This window comes from Thetidibacter halocola (assembly GCF_018224955.1).
GTDB lineage: Bacteria > Pseudomonadota > Alphaproteobacteria > Rhodobacterales > Rhodobacteraceae > Thetidibacter > Thetidibacter halocola.
Genome location: NZ_JAGTUU010000004.1, coordinates 455,396 through 473,167, shown reverse-complemented (window position 1 = coordinate 473,167; position 17,772 = coordinate 455,396). Strand labels below are relative to the sequence as shown.

General features: G+C 68.6%; 12 protein-coding genes. 5 read left to right on the top strand and 7 right to left on the bottom strand.

Annotated features, from left to right (window positions below; translation table 11 throughout):
• The first annotated feature begins 3 nt into the window (after positions 1 to 3).
• Together KB874_RS12350 and KB874_RS12345 are read left to right on the top strand one after the other, a co-directional pair.
• A complete protein-coding gene (locus KB874_RS12350; protein WP_212536845.1) occupies positions 4 to 1,398 on the top strand; it encodes an amidase in 1,395 nt (464 codons plus the stop codon).
• A gap of 71 nt (positions 1,399 to 1,469) precedes the next feature.
• Positions 1,470 to 3,722, top strand: a complete 2,253-nt coding sequence (locus tag KB874_RS12345; RefSeq protein ID WP_212536844.1) for a molybdopterin-dependent oxidoreductase — start codon at positions 1,470 to 1,472, stop codon at positions 3,720 to 3,722.
• 4 nt (positions 3,723 to 3,726) lie between these two features.
• Here KB874_RS12345 and KB874_RS12340 read toward each other — a convergent pair whose 3' ends face one another.
• The 6 genes from KB874_RS12340 to KB874_RS12315 form a co-directional block, all read right to left on the bottom strand.
• Entirely contained in the window at positions 3,727 to 5,127 is a 1,401-nt protein-coding gene (locus KB874_RS12340) for an amidase family protein (protein WP_212536843.1), read from the bottom strand.
• 192 nt (positions 5,128 to 5,319) lie between these two features.
• Positions 5,320 to 7,272: a hybrid sensor histidine kinase/response regulator gene (locus tag KB874_RS12335; RefSeq protein WP_212536842.1), complete on the bottom strand. Its 1,953-nt coding sequence runs from the start codon at positions 7,270 to 7,272 to the stop codon at positions 5,320 to 5,322.
• 146 nt (positions 7,273 to 7,418) lie between these two features.
• Positions 7,419 to 8,330: a 3-dehydrocarnitine:acetyl-CoA trimethylamine transferase BcoG gene (gene bcoG, locus KB874_RS12330; protein ID WP_212536841.1), complete on the bottom strand. Its 912-nt coding sequence runs from the start codon at positions 8,328 to 8,330 to the stop codon at positions 7,419 to 7,421.
• Between the two features lie 88 nt (positions 8,331 to 8,418).
• Positions 8,419 to 9,204 (bottom strand): carnitinyl-CoA dehydratase, encoded by a 786-nt coding sequence (locus tag KB874_RS12325; protein ID WP_212536840.1) that lies wholly within the window; start codon positions 9,202 to 9,204, stop codon positions 8,419 to 8,421.
• Positions 9,194 to 11,233, bottom strand: coding sequence for an acetate--CoA ligase family protein (locus tag KB874_RS12320; protein WP_212536839.1), 2,040 nt, complete (start codon positions 11,231 to 11,233; stop codon positions 9,194 to 9,196). Before KB874_RS12320 ends, KB874_RS12325 begins: the two co-directional genes overlap by 11 nt.
• Positions 11,234 to 11,236: 3 nt before the next feature.
• Entirely contained in the window at positions 11,237 to 12,397 is a 1,161-nt protein-coding gene (locus tag KB874_RS12315) for an acyl-CoA dehydrogenase family protein (protein WP_212536838.1), read from the bottom strand.
• A gap of 77 nt (positions 12,398 to 12,474) precedes the next feature.
• Here KB874_RS12315 and KB874_RS12310 point away from each other — a divergent pair, with 77 nt between their 5' ends.
• On the top strand, positions 12,475 to 13,419 hold the full coding sequence (locus tag KB874_RS12310) for a GlxA family transcriptional regulator (protein ID WP_428849243.1): 945 nt from the start codon (positions 12,475 to 12,477) through the stop codon (positions 13,417 to 13,419).
• Here the strand turns inward: KB874_RS12310 and KB874_RS12305 are convergent, their stop codons facing one another.
• Entirely contained in the window at positions 13,420 to 15,861 is a 2,442-nt protein-coding gene (locus tag KB874_RS12305; protein WP_212536837.1) for a ligase-associated DNA damage response DEXH box helicase, read from the bottom strand. It lies immediately after the preceding gene.
• A gap of 151 nt (positions 15,862 to 16,012) precedes the next feature.
• Between KB874_RS12305 and KB874_RS12300 the strand changes: the two genes are divergently transcribed.
• The gene (locus tag KB874_RS12300) at positions 16,013 to 17,092 is read left to right on the top strand and encodes a CaiB/BaiF CoA transferase family protein (protein ID WP_212536836.1); all 1,080 of its coding nucleotides are present in this window, start codon (positions 16,013 to 16,015) and stop codon (positions 17,090 to 17,092) included.
• Positions 17,089 to 17,760: a nitroreductase gene (locus KB874_RS12295; RefSeq protein ID WP_212536835.1), complete on the top strand. Its 672-nt coding sequence runs from the start codon at positions 17,089 to 17,091 to the stop codon at positions 17,758 to 17,760. The genes KB874_RS12300 and KB874_RS12295 overlap by 4 nt, the downstream gene beginning before the upstream one ends.
• The last annotated feature ends 12 nt before the right edge of the window (positions 17,761 to 17,772 follow it).

Below are 17,772 nucleotides of genomic sequence, written 5' to 3'. Positions count from 1 at the left end.
GGCATGACATTCGACCCCGACGCCCCGTATCCGTCGCTGACCGCGCTGGCAGATGCCTTTCGTGACGGCCAGGCCGCGCCCAGCCGCGTGACGCGCGCCCATCTCGACCGGATCGAGCGGCTTGACCCGCGGATCGGCGCCTACCAAGCGGTCTATGCCGAGGATGCGATGCAGGCGGCCGAGGCCGCCGACCGGATGATCGCGGCGGGCAACTGGTTGGGGCCGTTCCATGGCATCCCCTTCGGCCTCAAGGATATCTGCGATGTCGAGGGGCGCGTCACCACCGGCGGTTCGCGGGCGATGGTAGACCGCGTCTCGCCCGCAACCGGCACGCTGGCACACCGCCTGTTCGCGGCGGGCGGCATCATGCTGGGCAAGACCAAGACCGTGGAATGCGCGCTGGGCGGCTGGGGCACGAACCAGCACATGGGCACGCCATGGAACCCTTGGGACTTGGGCGCCCATCGCGTCCCCGGCGGATCGTCCTCGGGCACCGGGGCTGGCGTGGCGGCGGGGCTGGCGGTCTGTGGCGTGGGCACCGATACCGGCGGCTCGGTGCGCCTGCCAGCGGGCTTCTGCGGCCTGGCGGGGCTGAAGGTGACAGAGGGGCGGCTGCCCACCGACGGCATCCTGCCGCTGTCGCAGACGCTGGACACGCCCGGCCCGCTGGCCCGCTCGGTCGAGGATGCTGTGCTGATGTTCCTGGCGATGGACGGGGTCGATGGCTGGTGCGTGGACCGCGCGCGGCGCGACGGCACCGGCCTGTTCGCGGCCTTGCGCGCGGGCGTCCGGGGCTTGCGCCTGGGCGTCGTGACGGAACGAGAGCGCGCGGTCTGCACAGCCGAGGTGCTGGACGCCTATGACGCCGCGCTGGCGGTGCTGCGCGGGCTAGGGGCTGACCTGGTCCCCTTCGAGACGCCGCATTCCTTCGCCGATCTGACCGCCTCCTGCGGACGGATCATCGCGATCGAGGGGTATGCCAACCACGGCCACCTCTATGACCGGGCCGACCTGCCGATGGACGAGGACGTGCGCGGCCGGATGCTGGGCGGCCGGGGCGTTACGGCGCGCGACTACCTGGCCCTGTTGGCTGAACGGGCCGAGGGCAAGGCGCGGTTCGTCGCGCTCATGCAGGGGTTCGATGCGGTCCTGACGCCGAGCATGACCATGACCGCGCCGCGCCTGGACGAGGTCGATCAGGCGCTGGCGCCGGGCCATTTCACCCGGCCGGTCAACTATTTCGGGCTCTGCGCGCTGTCGGTGCCCTCGGGCCTGTCGCCGGCGGGCCTGCCGACCTCTCTCCAGGTCATCGGCAAGCCGCATGACGAGGCGATGACGCTGCGGATCGGCGCGGCGTTCGAGGCTGCAAGCCCGCCGATGCCGGTTCCGCTGGACTGAGGCGCGATCCCCCTTCCGGCAGGGGTCGGGCAGGCGTAGACTGAAACCGCGCGACAGAGAGGGAGAGCGACATGGCCGATGGGTCAAACCGCCAGACACGGATCACGTCCAGCCACTGGGGTGCCTTCGAGGTGGATGTGGAGGGCGACCGCATCGTGGCCACCCGCCCCTTCGCCCCCGATCCCGCACCCAGTCGCATCCCCGACATCCTGCCCGCCGCCGTGCATCACCGCACCCGCGTCGCCCGCCCCGCCATCCGCCGCGGTTGGCTGGACCGGCGCGAACGCGCGGGCCGCGGCGCAGAGGATTTCGTCGAGCTTCCCTGGGACGAGGCGCTGGACATCGCCGCCGCCGAGATCGACCGCATCCGCAAGACCCACGGCAACGAGGCGATCTTTGGCGGCTCTTACGGCTGGGGCTCTGCCGGGCGGTTTCATCATGCGCAAAGCCAGGTGCACCGCTTCCTGAACGCGGTGGGCGGCTATGTCTCGAGCTTCGGCAGCTATTCCACGGGCTGCGCACAGGCGATCATGCCGCATGTCTTCGGCGTCGATTTCCTCAAGCTGCTGTATGAGTGCCAGGACGGCTGGCAGGTGATCCACGACAACACCGAGACGCTGGTGATGTTCGGCGGCATCAACCCCAAGAACAGCCAAGTCAGCATGGGCGGCGTGACCGAGCACGAGACCGCCGGCTGGATCGACCGCTTCGTGGCGAAGGGAATGCACTGCGTCAATATCGGCCCCCAGCGAGTCGACGCGCCCGGGGGCTGCGAATGGCTGCCTGTGCGCCCGGGGTCGGATACGACCCTGATGCTGGCGCTGGCCCATGTGCTGGAAGAGGAGGGGCTGACCGACCGCGCGTTCCTCGACCGCTGTTCCGTCGGGTTCGAGCGGTTCCGCCCCTACCTGATGGGTGAGACAGACGGTCAGCCCAAGAGCCCGGACTGGGCCGCGCCGATCTGCGGGGTGGAGCCCGAGACGATCCGCGCGCTGGCGCGCCGCATGGCCTCCACCCGGACGCTGATCACCGTTGCCTGGTCGCTGCAACGCGCCGAGCATGGCGAACAGCCCTACTGGATGTCGGCGGTGCTGGCGGCGATGCTGGGCCAGATCGGCCTGCCGGGGGGCGGCGTGGGCTATGGCTATGGCGCGATCGGCGGCGTCGGAAAGGCGCTGATCGGGCTGCGCGGCGTGACCTTCTCGCAATTCGCCAACCCGGTGAAGAAGGTGATCCCCGTCGCGCGGATCGGCGACATGCTGCGTCATCCGGGCGGGCCCTATGACTTCAACGGGCGGCGCGACACCTATCCCGATATCCGGCTGATCTATTGGGCCGGCGGCAACCCCTATCATCACCACCAGGACCTGAACGCCCTTCACGAGGCCTGGGCGCAGCCCGAGACGGTGATCGTCAACGAACCCTGGTGGACCGCGACGGCCAAGCGCGCCGACATCGTCTTTCCGGCGACCACGCCGTATGAGCGCGAGGATATCGGCCGCTCGCCGCTGGACGACTACCTGTTCCACATGCCGCAACTGATCCCGCCCGTGGGCGAGGCGCGCGACGATTACAGCATCTTCGCCGGTCTGGCCGAGCGGATGGGCGAAGGGCAGGTCTTTACCGGGGGGCGCAGCGCCGAGGAATGGATGGGGCTGCTTTACGAGGAATATCGCGGTTTCGCCGCCGAGCAGGGGATCGAGGTGCCCGATCTCGACACGCTGAAAGAGAAGAACTGGATCAAGCTGCCGATCCAGGCGGACGGCCCCAACCGCACGCTGTTCCCGCCCTTCCGCGAGAACCCGGAGGGCGCACCGCTGCCCACCCCCTCGGGCCGGATCGAGATCTTCTCGGAAACCATCGCGGGTTTCGGCTATGACGATTGCCCGGGCCACCCGGTCTGGCTGCCGCCCTCGGAATGGCTGGGCGCGGCGACGGGCGATGCACCCTTGCACCTCGTCTCGCCGCAGCCCGGCGACAAGCTGCACAGCCAGCTGGAAAGCGCGCTGGCCGATGTGCCGGGCGCGCGGCCCGAGACGCTGGTCATCCATCCCGACGACGCCGCCCCGCGCGGCATCGCCACGGGCGACCTGTTGCGCGTGTTCAACGCGCGGGGCGCCTGCCGGGCGCGGGCGCAGGTTTCGACCGATATCCACGCGGGCGTGGTCGCGCTGCCGACGGGCGCGTGGTTCGGCGATCCCGGCGGCAATATCGACCCCGACGGCAACCCAAACGTGCTGACCCGCGACGTGGGCACGTCACGGCTGGGGCAGGGCAGCAGCGCCCATACCGCGCTGGTGCAGGTGGCCCGGCTGGAGGGCTAGGCGGTCACGCCCAGTCCGGGTCGGCGACTTGCGGAAGCGGGCCGGCGGCCTCGATCACTCGGCCAGCCGCGATCAGGATATCCTCGCGATAGCGCCCGGCGACCAGCTGCACGCCCAGCGGGCGCCCCTCGGCCTGGCCGGTTGCGACGGACAGGCCGGGCATGCCCATGACGGGCAGGGCGCGCTGGGTCAGCTGCGCCTCGTAGACGCGCAGGAAATCGGCCTCGGACCGCACGTCGAGTTGCTGGTCGAAGGGCAGTTCGCCAGACACCGGGCAGAGCAGCACCGGATAGTCTTGCAGGAACAGCTCCCACGCACGGATCAGCGTGGCGCGGTCCTGCAACGCCTTCATCACCGTCTTCAGGTCGACCGGGCCGATATCGCGGCGCATCACGTCAAAGACAAAGGTGGAATCCGGTTCGGCCTCGCGGGCGATCAGCGCTTCGGCCGAGATTTCGGTCTCGGCCATCCAGAGGATCGCGTTGATCCGCGCGGCGTCGCGCATCGGCGGACAGGGCACCTCGTCGACCTGCCAACCCGCGTCCTCGAGCACGCGGGCGGCCTTGCGCAGCGCGTCCTTGACGGCGGGCGCGACGCTCATGCCATCGGGTTCCAGTGTCAGCGCGGCGCGTTTCGGGAAATCGCGCGGGTCGAGAGGCACGGGCACATACCAGGGGTCCAGCACGTCGGGCGCGGCCATGGCACGCAGCGACAGCGCGATGTCGTCGATGCTGCGCGCGATCGGACCCGACACGGCCATCAGCTGCGCACTGATGAGCCGGTCGGGCGCGCTTGCGTTCCAGGCCGGGATGCGGCCCAGCGTCGGACGCAGCCCGTGCAGGCCGCAGGCATAGGCGGGATAGCGGACAGAGCCCGCAATGTCGGTGCCATGCCCGATGGCGCACATTCCCGCCGCGACTGCCGCGGACGCTCCGCCCGACGAGCCGCCCGGCGTGATGTCGCGGTTGCGCGGGTTCAGCGTCTGGCCGTGCAGGTCGTTCCTGGTGAACCACCGCAGCGAAAAGGCCGGCGTGTTCGTGCGCCCGACGATCACGCCGCCCGCCTTGCGCAGGTTGGCGACGACGGGGCTGTCCTGCGCAGCAATGTTATCAGCTTGCAGCTTCAACCCGTTGGTATTGGCCCAGCCCTTCTGGTCGATATTGACCTTGATCGTGCAGGGTACCCCGGCCAGCGGCCCCGGATCCTCGCCTGCCGCGATGCGGGCGTCGAGGGCGCGCGCAGCCTCCAGCGCTTCGTCCCGGCAGTCCTGCACCACGGCGTTGACCGCCGGGTTGACCGCGTCGATGCGCGCCGCGTGGGCCTGCGTCACCTCGGTTGCGGACAGCGTGCCACCGCGCACGGCGCTTGCGATCTCGGTGGCGGTCAGTCTGAACAGGTCTTTCACAGTGCGGCCTTTCGATCTGGAGCCGGGTCGACATGAGGCGCCCCGGACGCACCGGCGCGGCGCGAGAGCGCAGGGCCAACTTGCCCGCGGTTCGCGGCGGTGCCAAGACGATCCGTCACATTGGGCGGCGATGATGCACGGCACGGCAGTGAACGTCCGCAGGACAGGCAGCGGCCGCGCTTGCCCGCAGGATCAGCCGCCATCGTCCCCGCCCGAGAGGCATGCCCGGATCGTGTCGAGCAGTTCGCTCCTCGGAACCGGCTTCGTCAGGCGGACATCCGTGGGATGCAGGCCGTTGCCGTGGATCGTCGCCTCGCTGGCATAGCCCGACATGAAGATCACCGGCAGGCCGGGTTGCAGCGTCCGGCAGGCCTTGGCCAGTTTCGGCCCGCTCAACGTGCCCGGCATCACGACATCGGTCAGCAGCAGGTCGAACCGCCCGCCTTCCCGGAACCGGCGGAGTGCCTCGTCGCCGGTCGTGGCCGCGTCGATCTGGTAACCCGCCCGGGTCAGGGTCCGCACGATGACCGACAGGACGTCCAGCTGATCCTCTGCGACGAGGATCCGCGCCGTGGGCATGGTCCTGACCTGGGCCGCCGGTTGCACCTGTGCGTCCGGGCCCTCTGCGGGCCTGTCGCGGGTTTCGGTCTCGGGGAAGTAGAGCCTGACGCAGGTGCCGACGCCGGTTTCGGAGTGGATGTGGACAAAGCCGCCGCTTTGCCGGACAAAACCCTGCACCATCGACAGGCCAAGCCCGCTTCCCTCGCCGATGCGCTTGCCGGTGACGAAGGGTTCGAACACGCGCGGCAGCAGTTCCGGGGAAATGCCGCTGCCCGTATCGGACACGGACAGCATGACGTAGTGACCGGTCTCCAGCTGTTCGCGTTCGGTGCCTATCTCGGCCTCCGAGACATGCCGGACGGCAGTTTCTATGGTCATCGTGCCGCCGTCCGGCATCGCATCGCGCGCGTTCACGATGACGTTCAGCAACGCGCTCTGAAGGCCGGCGGGATCCAGCCGCACGATCACCGACGCGTCGGTCAGCCGCGTGCTCATCCGGATCGAGGCCGGCATCGCGCGCGATAGCCAGCCGTCGGTTTCGCGCACGATGTCGTTGATGTCGACCAGCTGCGGCTCGAGATGCGACTTCCGCGCAAAAGCCAGCAGGCTGCGCGTCAGTTCGGCGCCCCGCCGCGTCGCCGAAATCGCGCTGGTCAGAATGTCCAGCCGTTCGCCGCGCGGCAGCAGGCGGCGGTCCTCGTCCTCGTGCAGCAGTTCCAGGTTGCCCTGGATCACGGCGAGCAGGTTGTTGAAATCATGCGCGACGCCGCCCACCAGGTGGCCAATCGCCTCCATCCGCTGGGCATGCGCCAGCTGCTCCTCGCGCCGTGCCGCCTCGGTCCTGTTGTGAATGATGCCGAACAGTTCGGTGGGGTTCCCGTCCTCGCCAATCGTCGCCACACCGTCGAGATGCACATGCCGGATCTCGCCCGACGGCAGCCGCAGCCTGGCGTCCAGCGCCCGCACGGTGCCCTCGGTCACCACCGAGTCGAGACTGGCCAGCACCTGCGGCAGGTCGTCGGGATGGAAGAAGTCCAGCGCCTGCTGCAAGCCCGGCTGCGGATCGTCAGGGTCTAGGCCGTGAATGCGGAACACCTCGGGGGACCAGGTCAGCCTGTTCTCGCGCAGGTCCAGCAGCCAGTGGCCGATCTGACCAATCCGTTCCGCTGCCAGCAGCCGCTTTTCCAGTGTCCGGCGGTCGGTGATGTCCTGGACCGTGCCGGACAGGCCGGTGGTGCGGCCCGCTTCGTCGACCGTCGCCTGCCCCTTTTCCGAGATCGAGATGCGGCGGCCGTCGCCGCGGAACATCTCGTATTCGATCTCGTAGGGCGTGCCGGCTTCGAGATAGGCCCGCAACGCGGCGGTGACGCGATCCCGGTCCTCGGGCACGAGCCGATCGGTGAAGTCCGACAACTGACCGTTGAACTCGGACTCGTCGATGCCGAGAATGTCGAGGAAGACGGGCGACCAGTGCAGCGTGTTGGTGCGGGCGTCCCAGTCCCAGATGGCGATGCGGGCAGCGCGGGTGGCCTGAATCAGCCGCCTCGCAAGGCTTTCGGCATTCCTGGTCCCCTCTGACCCCATGCGCACACTCCAACACCGACAAAAGTTGCCGCCGGAGCGACAGAGACTTCACGAATACTGAATACGGAATTTCACCTTCTGGAAACAGCCCATTCCGGTTTCGGCGAAGAAAGGCGGAGTCGTGCACAGTCCGGGTGCGTTCGGGACTAGGCTGGCGCGCGCTTCACCAGGCCGAGCCTCTCACGCACCGCCTCGGGGCCCATCACCCGCGCGCCCATGCGCTCGATGATGCCCACGGCCTTGTCGACAAGCTGCGCGTTGGTGGCCAGCTTGCCCTTTTCCAGCCACAGGTTGTCCTCCAGCCCGACCCGCACGTGCCCGCCAGCCAGCACCGAGGCCGCAACAAACGGCATCTGGTCGCGGCCCAGGCTGAAGGCCGACCAGGTCCAGTCCTGCGGCACGGCGTTGACCATCGCCATGAAGGTATTGAGGTCGTTCGGCGCGCCCCAGGGCACGCCCATGCAGAGCTGCACCAATGCCGGAGAGGTCAGCACGCCCTCGCGGACCAGTTCCTTGGCGAACCAAAGGTGCCCGGTGTCAAAGGCCTCGATCTCGGGCTTTACACCCAGGTCGGTCATCATCCGGCCCATCGCCCGTAGCATGCCGGGCGTGTTGGTCATGACATAGTCTGCCTCGGCGAAGTTCATCGTGCCGCAATCCAGGGTGCAGATCTCGGGCCGGCATTGGGCGACATGCTCCATGCGCTCGGCCGCGCCGGCCATGTCGGTGCCGGCGGAGTTGAGCGGCAGCGGCGCGTCGGGCGAGCCGAAGGTGATGTCGCCACCCATGCCAGCGGTCAGGTTCAGCACCACGTCGACGTCCGCGGCGCGGATGCGGTCGGTCACCTCGCGATACAGGTCGACGCGGCGCGACGGCTTGCCGCTCTCGGGATCGCGGACGTGGCAATGCACGATCGCCGCGCCGGCCCGCGCCGCCTCGATGGCGCTGTCGGCGATCTGCCTTGGGCTTCGCGGCACATGCGGGCTGCGGTCCTGCGTGCCGCCCGATCCGGTGATGGCGCAGGTGATGAAGACATCCTTGGTCATCGTCAGAGGCATGGCTTTGGTCCTTCCTGTTGTGTTGTCTCGGTGGGTCTGCCGGGGATGGCGGGCGGGGCGTCGTTCGCAGAACGCGCGCCGTGCGCCATCACCGGCCCTGCCACGCGGGGTCCCGTTTCTCTGCAAAGGCGCGGGCGCCTTCCTTCTGGTCCTCCGAGCGATAGAGCGCTTCGACCGTGGCGAACTGGCTCTTGGTGATGCGGTTCAGCGCGTCCTGGAACTTCATGTCCTCGGCCTCGCGCACGATTTCCTTGATCGCCGCATAGACCAGCGGCGGGCCCGAGGCCAGCAGCCGCGCCATCGTCCACGCCTCGTCCATCAGCCTGTCGGCCGGGTGCAGGCGGTTGACCATGCCCCAGCGCGCGGCCTCCTCAGCCTCCAGCCAGCGGCCGGTGAACAGCATCTCCATCGCGATATGGTAGGGGATGCGTTTCGGCAGCTTGATGCTGGCGGCGTCCGCCACGGTGCCGGAGCGGATCTCGGGCAGGGCAAAGGTCGCGTGGTCGGCCGCCAGGATGATGTCCGCCGACAGCGCCAGTTCCAGCCCGCCGCCGCAGCAGATGCCGTTGACGGCGGCGATCACCGGCTTGTTCAGCCCGCGCAACTCCTGAAGGCCGCCAAAGCCGCCCTTGCCATAGTCGCCATCCACCGCGTCGCCCTCTGCCGCGGCCTTCAGGTCCCAGCCGGGGCAGAAGAACTTCTGCCCCGCGCCGGTCACGATGGCCACGCGCAGATCGGGGTCGTCGCGGAAGGTCGTGAACACCTCGCCCATGATCCGGCTGGTGGCCAGGTCGATGGCGTTGGCCTTCGGCCGGTCCAGCGTGACCTCCAGGATATGGCCTTCTGTCCGGGTCTTGATCGGGTTATCGGTCATCGGCCTCTCCAAGCTGCACCAGCGCATCTGCCGCCACGGCGAAATCCGCACCGCAGAGCAGGGGATTGATCTCGACCTCCAGCACCGGGGTCGAAAGGGCGAAATCCTGCACCGCAATCACGGCGTCCAGGATCGCGCCCATGTCGCAGGGCGCGGCCCCGCGATAGCCGGTCAGGACGCGGCCATAGTTCACCGAAAGAAGCGCGGTTTCCACCTCGGATCGCGTCACCGGCAGGATCAGCGAGACGCGGTCGGTCATCAACTCGGTCAGCACGCCGCCGGCGGCCAATGTCAGAACCAGCCCGTGGGCGGGATCGCGCAGCACTCCGACCAGCAGTTCGGCCCGGGCGGCGGGCACCATCGCCTCGACGAGGAACCCCGCGCCGGGCATGCCTTGCGCCGCCTGCCGCAACGCCGCCGCGTCGCGCAGGTTCAGCGCGACCGCGCCTGACTCGGACTTGTGGGCCAGGCCCAGGCCCTTGAGCACGACGGGAAAGCCGATGCGTCGGGCCACCTCGATGGCGCTTTCTGCATCGGCGGCGACCTCGCCACGCGGCACGGGCAGGCCGAATTCCGCGAGCGCCGTCTTGGCCTCGGCCTCGGTCAGCAGGCGGTTGTCCAAGACGGGGCCGGGAACGTGGACCGGGACGGGGGGCGCGGGGCAATAGGCGCGGGCTGCGGCCTCGATCGCCTCCAGCGCCTCGGCCATGCCGCAGAGCGGCACCAGGCCGTCCGCGACCAGTTGCTGCGCCACGGCCTCGGGCATGGTCTCGGGCAGAGAGGACAGGATCGCCAGCGGCTTGCCCGTTTCCGCCCGCGCCAGTTTCGCGGCCTCGATCACGGTGAACCAGTCGTCCGCGCGGCACCGGTCGGGACGGGGCAGGTCCAGCACGATCAGGCCCAGCGATACCGGACCGTCCACCAGCGCCGTGATCGTGGCGCGGGTGGCGTCCAGGTTGCCCCAGATATAGGTGTGGTAATCCAGCGGGTTGGCCAGCGCCACCTTGGGCCCCAGCGCCGCACGCAGGCCCTTCCTCTGGGGCTCCGAAAGGGACGCAAAGCGGATCGCTCCGCGGCCATGCGCGAGGTCGGCAATCAGGCTTGCCTCGCCGCCCGAGCAGGACATCGACACGATATCGCCCGAGGGCAGCGGCCCGGTGACATGCATCAGCTTCAGGCATTCCAGAAGTCCGGCGAGGGTCTGCACGCGGGCCACGCCCAGCCGGTCGAACAGTGCCTCTGCCCCGGCCATGCCGCCGGCAATCGATGCCGTGTGCGACACGGTCGCAGCGCGCGCCTGGTCCGATCGCCCGACCTTGAGCGCGACCACCGGCACGCCTTGTGTCTGCGCCTTCAGCGCAAAGCGCTGAAAGGCTGCCAGATCGTCGATCCCCTCGATGTGCAATCCGATGGCACTGACGCGCGGATCGTCGAGCAGTGCCTCGCCGATCCCGGAAAGACCCGTCTGCGCCTGGTTGCCCGCCGTCACCAGATAAGCGATCGGCAGGCCACGCGTCTGCATCGTCAGGTTCAGCGCGATGTTCGAGCTTTGCCCGATGATGGCGACGCCGCGCTCGACCGGAACCAGCCCGTGTTGATCTGGCCAGAGCGCAACGCCGTCCAGTGCATTGATGAAACCGTAGCAGTTAGGACCGAGGATCGGCATGTCGCCAGCCGCCGCCAGCAGCGCCGCTTGCATATCGCCGCCATCCGTCAGTTCCGCCACCGCCTCAGCAAAGCCCGAGGCGAAGCAGATCGCGCCCCCGGCCCCCATCGCCGACAAGGCGGCAACCGTTTCCACCGTCAGCGCCCGGTTCACCCCGATGAACACGGCATCCGGCGCCTCTGGCAGGTTGGCGACCGAGGCCACGGTCGCGACGCCGCCCACCTCGGTCTTTGTCGGATGGACCGCGTAAAGCGCTCCGTCAAAGCCTGCGCGGCGACATTCGCGCAGCACGTTGGCGCACCACGCGCCGCCACCGATCACCGCGACGGAACGAGGCCGCAAGAGGCGGTTGAGCGAGCGCATGGCTCAGGCGCCCAAGGGGCGGAAGAGTTCACGGCCGATGATGTGCCGCTGGATCTCGCTGGTGCCGTCCCAGATCCGCTCGACCCGCGCATCGCGCCAGAAGCGTTCGATGGGCAGGTCGTCCATCAACCCCATGCCACCGTGGATCTGCAAGGTTGCGTCCGTCACCCGGGCCAGCATCTCTGTCGCGTAGAGTTTCGCGCTGGCGATCTCGCGGTTGGCGGGCAGGCCCTGATCCAGCCGCCACGCGCCCGACAGGGTCAGCCAGTCGGCGGCGTCAATTTCCGTGATCATGTCCGCGATCTGAAAGCTGACACCCTGGAATTTCGCGATCTGCTGCCCGAACTGCTTGCGCTCTGCCGCATAGGCCAGGGCATGGTCGAAACAGCGCCGAGCCCGGCCCACGCTGAACGTCGCCACCGTCAGGCGGGTGGCGTAAAGCCATTCGTTCATCACCGCGAACCCGCCATCGACCTCGCCCAGCACCTGGGCATCGGGCAGGCGGCAATCGTCGAAATAGAGGATGCAGTTCTTGTAGCCCCGGTGGCTGACAGAGTTGTAGCCCGGCCGCACCTCGAAGCCGGGCGTTCCGCGATCCACGAGGAAGCAGGTGATCCGCTTTTTCGGCCCGTGCGGCGTTTCGTCGACCCCGGTCGCAATAAAGACGATGAAGAAATCGGCGTGATCGGCGCCCGAGATGAAATGCTTGGACCCGTTCACCACCCAGTCGCCGCCATCGCGCACGCCCATGCATTTCATGCCGCGCACGTCCGACCCCGCGTCGGGCTCGGTCATCGCCAGCGCGTCCATCCGCTCGCCTCGGACGGCGGGCAAAAGGTAACGCTCGCGCTGCTCGCCCTTGCAGGCCATCAGGATGTTCTGTGGCCGGCCGAAGAAATGCGTCAGTGCCATCGAGCCACGCCCCAGTTCCCGCTCGACCAGCGTGAAATCCAGGTGCGACAGGCCTGCGCCGCCGACCTCTTCGGGAAAATTGCAGGCGTAAAAACCCATCTCGATGCACTTGCGCTTGATCTCTTCGCCCAGGCCCGGCGGCACCGCGCCGCTGCGCTCGACCTCGGCCTCGTGTGGATAAATCTCGTTCTCGACAAAGCTGCGGACGGTGGAGACGATCATCTCCTGTTCCTCGGTCAGTCCGAAATGCATCTGGGGTTCCTCTTGCCTCGTGGCCGCGAGAGTGGAACAGATGTGCGGACAAGGTTGTGCAAGTTTAGGCGATGATCGTGCAGGATTCGCAAAATGCGCAAGGCATGCGGCACATGGCCGTGCTGCTGTTCCCGCAGTTCTCGAACCATTGCCTGGCCAACACGATCGAGCCCTTCCGCGCCGCCAACACGATCGCGGGAAAGTCGCTTTATCGCTGGTCGTTCCTGACCCTGACAGGCGGGCCTGTAGCCTCGTCCAGCGGCCTGACGGTTGAGACCGAAAGCTGGGCCAAGGCGCGTCCCTCGGGCGACTTCCTGTTCGTCATGCCCAGCTATGGTCATCGCGTCTGGGTCACGCCGGCACTGGGCCAGACCCTGCGCGCGGCGCGGCGGCGGTTTGCGACGCTGGTGGGGCTGGATACCGGCGCCTGGCTGCTGGCGGCGGCGGGCCTTCTGGACCGGCGGCGCGCGACGATCCACTGGCACGAACTCGACGCCTTTGCCGAGGCATTTCCCGATGTCACCGTGACCGATGATCGTTTCGTTCTGGAGCCGGATATCGCCACCTGCGGCGGCGCGGCCACCGCCTTTGACCTGACATTGGAACTGATCCGCCGCCACCATTCGCCGATCTTCGCGCTCGAGGTGGCGGCGCTGTTCATGCATGGCGACGCGCCCGGCCTGCGCGACCCGCTGCGCGGCAAGTCGCCGGGGGCAATGGTGCGCCGCGCGACGGCGCTGATGCGGCGGCGGCTGGAAGAACCGCTGCCCATCGCCGAGATCGCCGCGCAGATGCGCATCAGCCAGCGCCTTATGGAACAGGTGTTCCGCCGCGAGACAGGCCTGACGCCGAACGGCGTCTACCGTGCCCTGCGCCTGCGCGAGGCACGGCGTCTGGTCGAACTGAGCGACCTCGGCATCGCCGAGATCGCCGGCCGCTGCGGCTACCAGGACGCGGGCGCGATGACCCGCGCCTATCGCATGGAATTCGGCGTGGCACCCTCGGCCCACCGGCAGGCGTGACTAGTAAGGCACCCGCCAAGGCCGCGGCTGCACCGCCACCTGTGCCAGCCCGGACTCGTCCAGCAGGCGCGTGACCTCCTCCTGCAACAGGCGCTCGTCCGCCGCACCGTTGATCGGCACCCGCCCCGGTTCGAGGAACAGCGGCGCGGCCAGCGGCGTCACGCGGCTGAGCGCCAGGTGATCGATCCGGTCGCCCACCCGCGCGCACATCTCGCGGATACGGGCAAAATCCACCAGCCCGCGCAGGGCCTCCTCGCGGGTGATCGTCATCAGCAGGTGATCGGGGTCATATTTCAGAAGCGTGTCATAGAGGATGTCGGACGACATGGTGGCCTGCCGCCCGGTCTTGCGCTGCCCGCCCAGGTTCCGCTCGATCAGCCCGGCGATGGTGGCGCTGGCCCGAAAGGTCCGCTTCATCACGGCGTTGCCCGCCAGCCAGCCATCCAGCCCCGCCTCGAGCGCGCCAAGGTCGAACAGCGGGCGCGGGTCCACCACGGCGTCCAGCCCCCAGATCAGCGTGGCATAGTCGGTCGAGACAAAGCCCATCGGCGCCAGCCCCATCTCCTCCATCCGCTTGGTCAGGAGCAGGCCCAGCGTCTGCTGCGCGTTGCGCCCGGCAAAGCCGTAGACCACCATCTGCTGACGTCCGTCGCGCGGAAAGGTCTCGATCAGCAGGCGTCCGGGTTCGGGCAGGCGGCTGACCTCGGCCTGCAGCCGCAGCCAGTCGGCGGTGTGGTCCGGCAGGGCCGACCAGTCGCCGGACTGGAAAAGCCGCAGGATGCGGTCCGAAAGCTGGGTCGAGGTGGCGAATTTTGTCCCCATGAAGGTTGCGATCTTGGGCTTCTTCGCGGCATCGCGCGACACCTCGACCACCAGTTCGCGCATCCCCTCGTAGCGCACGATCTGCCCGCCGATCAGGAACGTGTCGCCCTTGCCGAGGCTGGCGGCGAACCCCTCCTCGATCTCGCCCAGCGGCGCCCCGCCCCGCCCGCGCCAACGCACCTTGAGCGTGTCGGTGTCCTGGATCGTGCCCACGTTCTGCCGGATGCGCACGGCAGAGCGGGGGTCGCGCAGCTGCCACAGGCCATCGGGCCTCTGCATCAGCCTTTGCCACCGGTCGTAGGCCCGCAGCGCGTAACCCCCGGTGGCGCAGAAATCGAGACAGGAGTCGAATTCGGCGCGCGTGATGTCGGCATAAGGTCCGGCGCTGCGCATCTCGTCGTACAGTGCGCCGGCCTCGAACGGCCCGGAACAGGCGGCGATCAGGATATGCTGGCACAGCACGTCGCGCGGCCCCCGTCCGCGCGGGTCGCCATCGAGGTCATGCGCCCGCACCGCCTCCAGCGCGGCGAGGCATTCGACAACCTCGAACCGGTTCGCAGGCACCAGCAGCGCCTTGGACGGCGCGTTGTAGCGATGGTTTGCCCGCCCGATCCGCTGCACCAGCCGCTTGACGTTCTTCGGCGCTCCGACCTGGATCACGAGGTCGACATCGCCCCAGTCGATCCCAAGGTCGAGCGACCCGGTGCAGACGATGGCCCGCAACTGGCCCGCGACCATCGCCGCCTCGACCTTTTCCCGCTGGCCACGATCAAGCGAGCCATGGTGGATGCCGATCGGCAACCCATCCTCGTTCGCCAGCCACAGGTTGTGAAAGAACAGCTCGGCCTGAGCGCGGGTATTGTGAAAGATCAGTGTGGTCTTGTGGCGCTTGACCTGCTCCAGCACAGCGGGGATGGCGTATTTCGCGCCGCCTCCCGACCAGGGCGGCGGCTCGTCCGTGACCAGCATCGAGATATCCGGGTCCGGCCCCGGATCGGCCTCCAGCACGGCACAGGGATCGGGATGCCGTGCCAGGAACCGCGCCAGCGCCGGCGGGTCCTCGACCGTCGCCGACAGGCCCACCCGCCGCAGACCGGGGCACATCCCCTGCAATCGCGCCAGCGCCAGCATCAGCTGGTCGCCCCGCTTGCTTTCCGCCAGCGCATGGATCTCGTCCACCACCACCCGCTGGAGGCCCGCGAACATCCGGGGCGCATCCTCGTAGGAGGTCAGCAGAGCCAGCGACTCCGGCGTCGTCAACAGGATATGCGGCGGATCGGCCCGCTGCCGCAGCTTGCGGGAGGACGGCGTGTCCCCGGTCCGGTCCTCCACCCGGATCGGCAGGCCCGCTTCCTCGATGGGCACCGTCAGGTTGCGACGGATGTCCGCCGCCAACGCCTTAAGCGGCGAGACATACAGCGTGTGCAGCCCGCCCCGCGGCGCCTCCGCCAGTTCCACCAGCGTCGGCAGGAACCCCGCTAGCGTCTTGCCCCCGCCGGTCGGTGCAATCAGCAACAGCGCCGCCTCGTCGCGGCGTTCCAGCATGGCGCGCTGATGCGGATGCAGCGCCCAGCCGCGCGCATCGAACCAGCCCTGCAAGGATTTCGGCAACTCCACCATGCGCCACAGATAGGCCGCCCGGAACGAAAGCGAAACGCCTGCGTTTCATCTTGCCAGGAAAACTCCGGGGGAGGCTCCCGAAGGGAGACGGGGGCAGAGCCCCCTTTCCATCCCCAGCCATATCCGCTTCACTCCCCCGGGGAGGACAGCCATGCTCGACGGCATCCGCATCGTGGAATTCGAGGCGCTGGGCCCGGCGCCTTTTGCCGGCATGCTGCTGGCTGATCTGGGCGCCGAACTCATCGTCATCCACCGCAAGGGGGGGGGCACCGCACCCGGTGCGCCGGAACGCAACCTGCTGGACCGCGGCAAGCGCTCCATCGCGCTCGACCTAAAGGAACCCGCCGACCTCGCCACCGCCCGCGCCCTCATCCGCTCCGCCGACGGCCTGACAGAGGGCATGCGCCCCGGCGTCATGGAACGTCTCGGCCTTGGCCCGGCCGAGGCTCGCGCGCTGAACCCGCGCCTCGTCTATGGCCGGATGACCGGCTGGGGGCAGGATGGGCCGCGCGCGGCGCAGGCGGGACACGACCTGAACTACCTCGCGCTCTCGGGCGCACTGTTCTACGCCGGCCTGCCGGGCCAGGCGCCGGGCGTGCCGCCCACGATGCTGGGCGATATCGGGGCGGGCGCGCTTTACCTCTCGGTCGGCATGCTGGCGGGGCTGCTGAACGCCCGCGCGACGGGGCAGGGCAGCGTGGTCGACGCCGCCATTCTCGACGGTGCCAGCCACATGATGGCGCTGCTCTTGTCCATGGGGGCGCAATTCTCGACGACCGCCCGCGGGCAAAGCCTGCTCGACGGCCCGCACTGGTCGCGCTGCTATGCCTGCGCCGATGGCAGATACGTTTCCGTCCAATGCCTCGAGCCGAAGTTCCATGCCGAATTCCTCCGCCTCATGGGCCTCGAGGACGATCCCGCCTTCGCCGCGCAATTCGAACCGGCGCAATGGGCCGCCCAGGCAGACCGCCTCGCCGCGATCTTCGCCGGACAGCCGCGTGACCACTGGGCCACCCTGTTCGACGGCTCCGACGCCTGCGTCGCCCCCGTCCTGTCGCCGGCAGAGGCGCAATCCGACCCCCATGTCGCCGCCCGCGGCATCTGGTCGGGCGGCGCCCCTATGCCTGCGCCACGCTTCGACGGGCAGACCTGCCGGCCAGGCGAAAGCCCTGGGCGGGGCCAGCATACCGACGCCATCCTGCAAGACCTCAAGGACAGGGGCCTCATATGACCCAAGACGCCGAAACCCTGGGCCGCGTGCTGCGCACCCGCTTCTCTTGCCGCGCGTACAGCCCCGACCCGGTGCCGCGTGAGTTGATCGACGCGGCGCTGGCCGACGCGCAGCATGTCGCCAGCTGGTGCAATTCACAGCCCTGGCAGGTCCATGCCTGCGGGGCCGAGGAAACCGCCCACCTTGCCGCTGCCCTTTACGAGCACACGAAAACCGCGCCGCACAGCAGCGACATTCCCTTCCCCGCCGCCTACGAGGGCGTCTACAAGGAGCGCCGCAGCACCTGCGGCTGGCAGCTTTATGATGCGGTGGGTGTGCAAAAGGGCGACCGCACCGCCTCGACCGCCCAGATGCGCGAGAATTTCCGTCTGTTCGGCGCGCCGCATTTCCTGCTGATCACGACGCCCAAGGCCTTGGGCGCCTATGGTGTCCTCGATTGCGGCGCCTTCGTAACCGCGACACTGCTGGCCTTGCAGGCGCGCGGCATTGCCTCGATCGCCATGGCCTCGGTCGCCGGCTTCTCACCCTTCATGCGCGACTGGTTCGGCATCGCCGAAGACCGCGATATCCTTTGCGGCATCGCCTTGGGCTATCCCAAGCCGGATCATCCCGCCAACGGGTTCCGGACCACCCGTGCCCCATTGGAAGACGTCGTCACTTGGCGCTGACGGCGCCTCTTC

What these genes read in the sequence shown, in the direction of transcription:
- KB874_RS12350 (WP_212536845.1), top strand. Translation starts at nt 4, where the DNA reads ATGACATTCGACCCCGACGCCCCGTATCCGTCGCTGACCGCGCTGGCA.
- KB874_RS12345 (WP_212536844.1), top strand. Translation starts at nt 1,470, where the DNA reads ATGGCCGATGGGTCAAACCGCCAGACACGGATCACGTCCAGCCACTGG.
- KB874_RS12335 (WP_212536842.1), bottom strand. Translation starts at nt 7,272, where the DNA reads ATGGGGTCAGAGGGGACCAGGAATGCCGAAAGCCTTGCGAGGCGGCTG.
- bcoG (WP_212536841.1), bottom strand. Translation starts at nt 8,330, where the DNA reads ATGCCTCTGACGATGACCAAGGATGTCTTCATCACCTGCGCCATCACC.
- KB874_RS12325 (WP_212536840.1), bottom strand. Translation starts at nt 9,204, where the DNA reads ATGACCGATAACCCGATCAAGACCCGGACAGAAGGCCATATCCTGGAG.
- KB874_RS12320 (WP_212536839.1), bottom strand. Translation starts at nt 11,233, where the DNA reads ATGCGCTCGCTCAACCGCCTCTTGCGGCCTCGTTCCGTCGCGGTGATC.
- KB874_RS12315 (WP_212536838.1), bottom strand. Translation starts at nt 12,397, where the DNA reads ATGCATTTCGGACTGACCGAGGAACAGGAGATGATCGTCTCCACCGTC.
- KB874_RS12305 (WP_212536837.1), bottom strand. Translation starts at nt 15,861, where the DNA reads ATGGTGGAGTTGCCGAAATCCTTGCAGGGCTGGTTCGATGCGCGCGGC.
- KB874_RS12300 (WP_212536836.1), top strand. Translation starts at nt 16,013, where the DNA reads ATGCTCGACGGCATCCGCATCGTGGAATTCGAGGCGCTGGGCCCGGCG.
- KB874_RS12295 (WP_212536835.1), top strand. Translation starts at nt 17,089, where the DNA reads ATGACCCAAGACGCCGAAACCCTGGGCCGCGTGCTGCGCACCCGCTTC.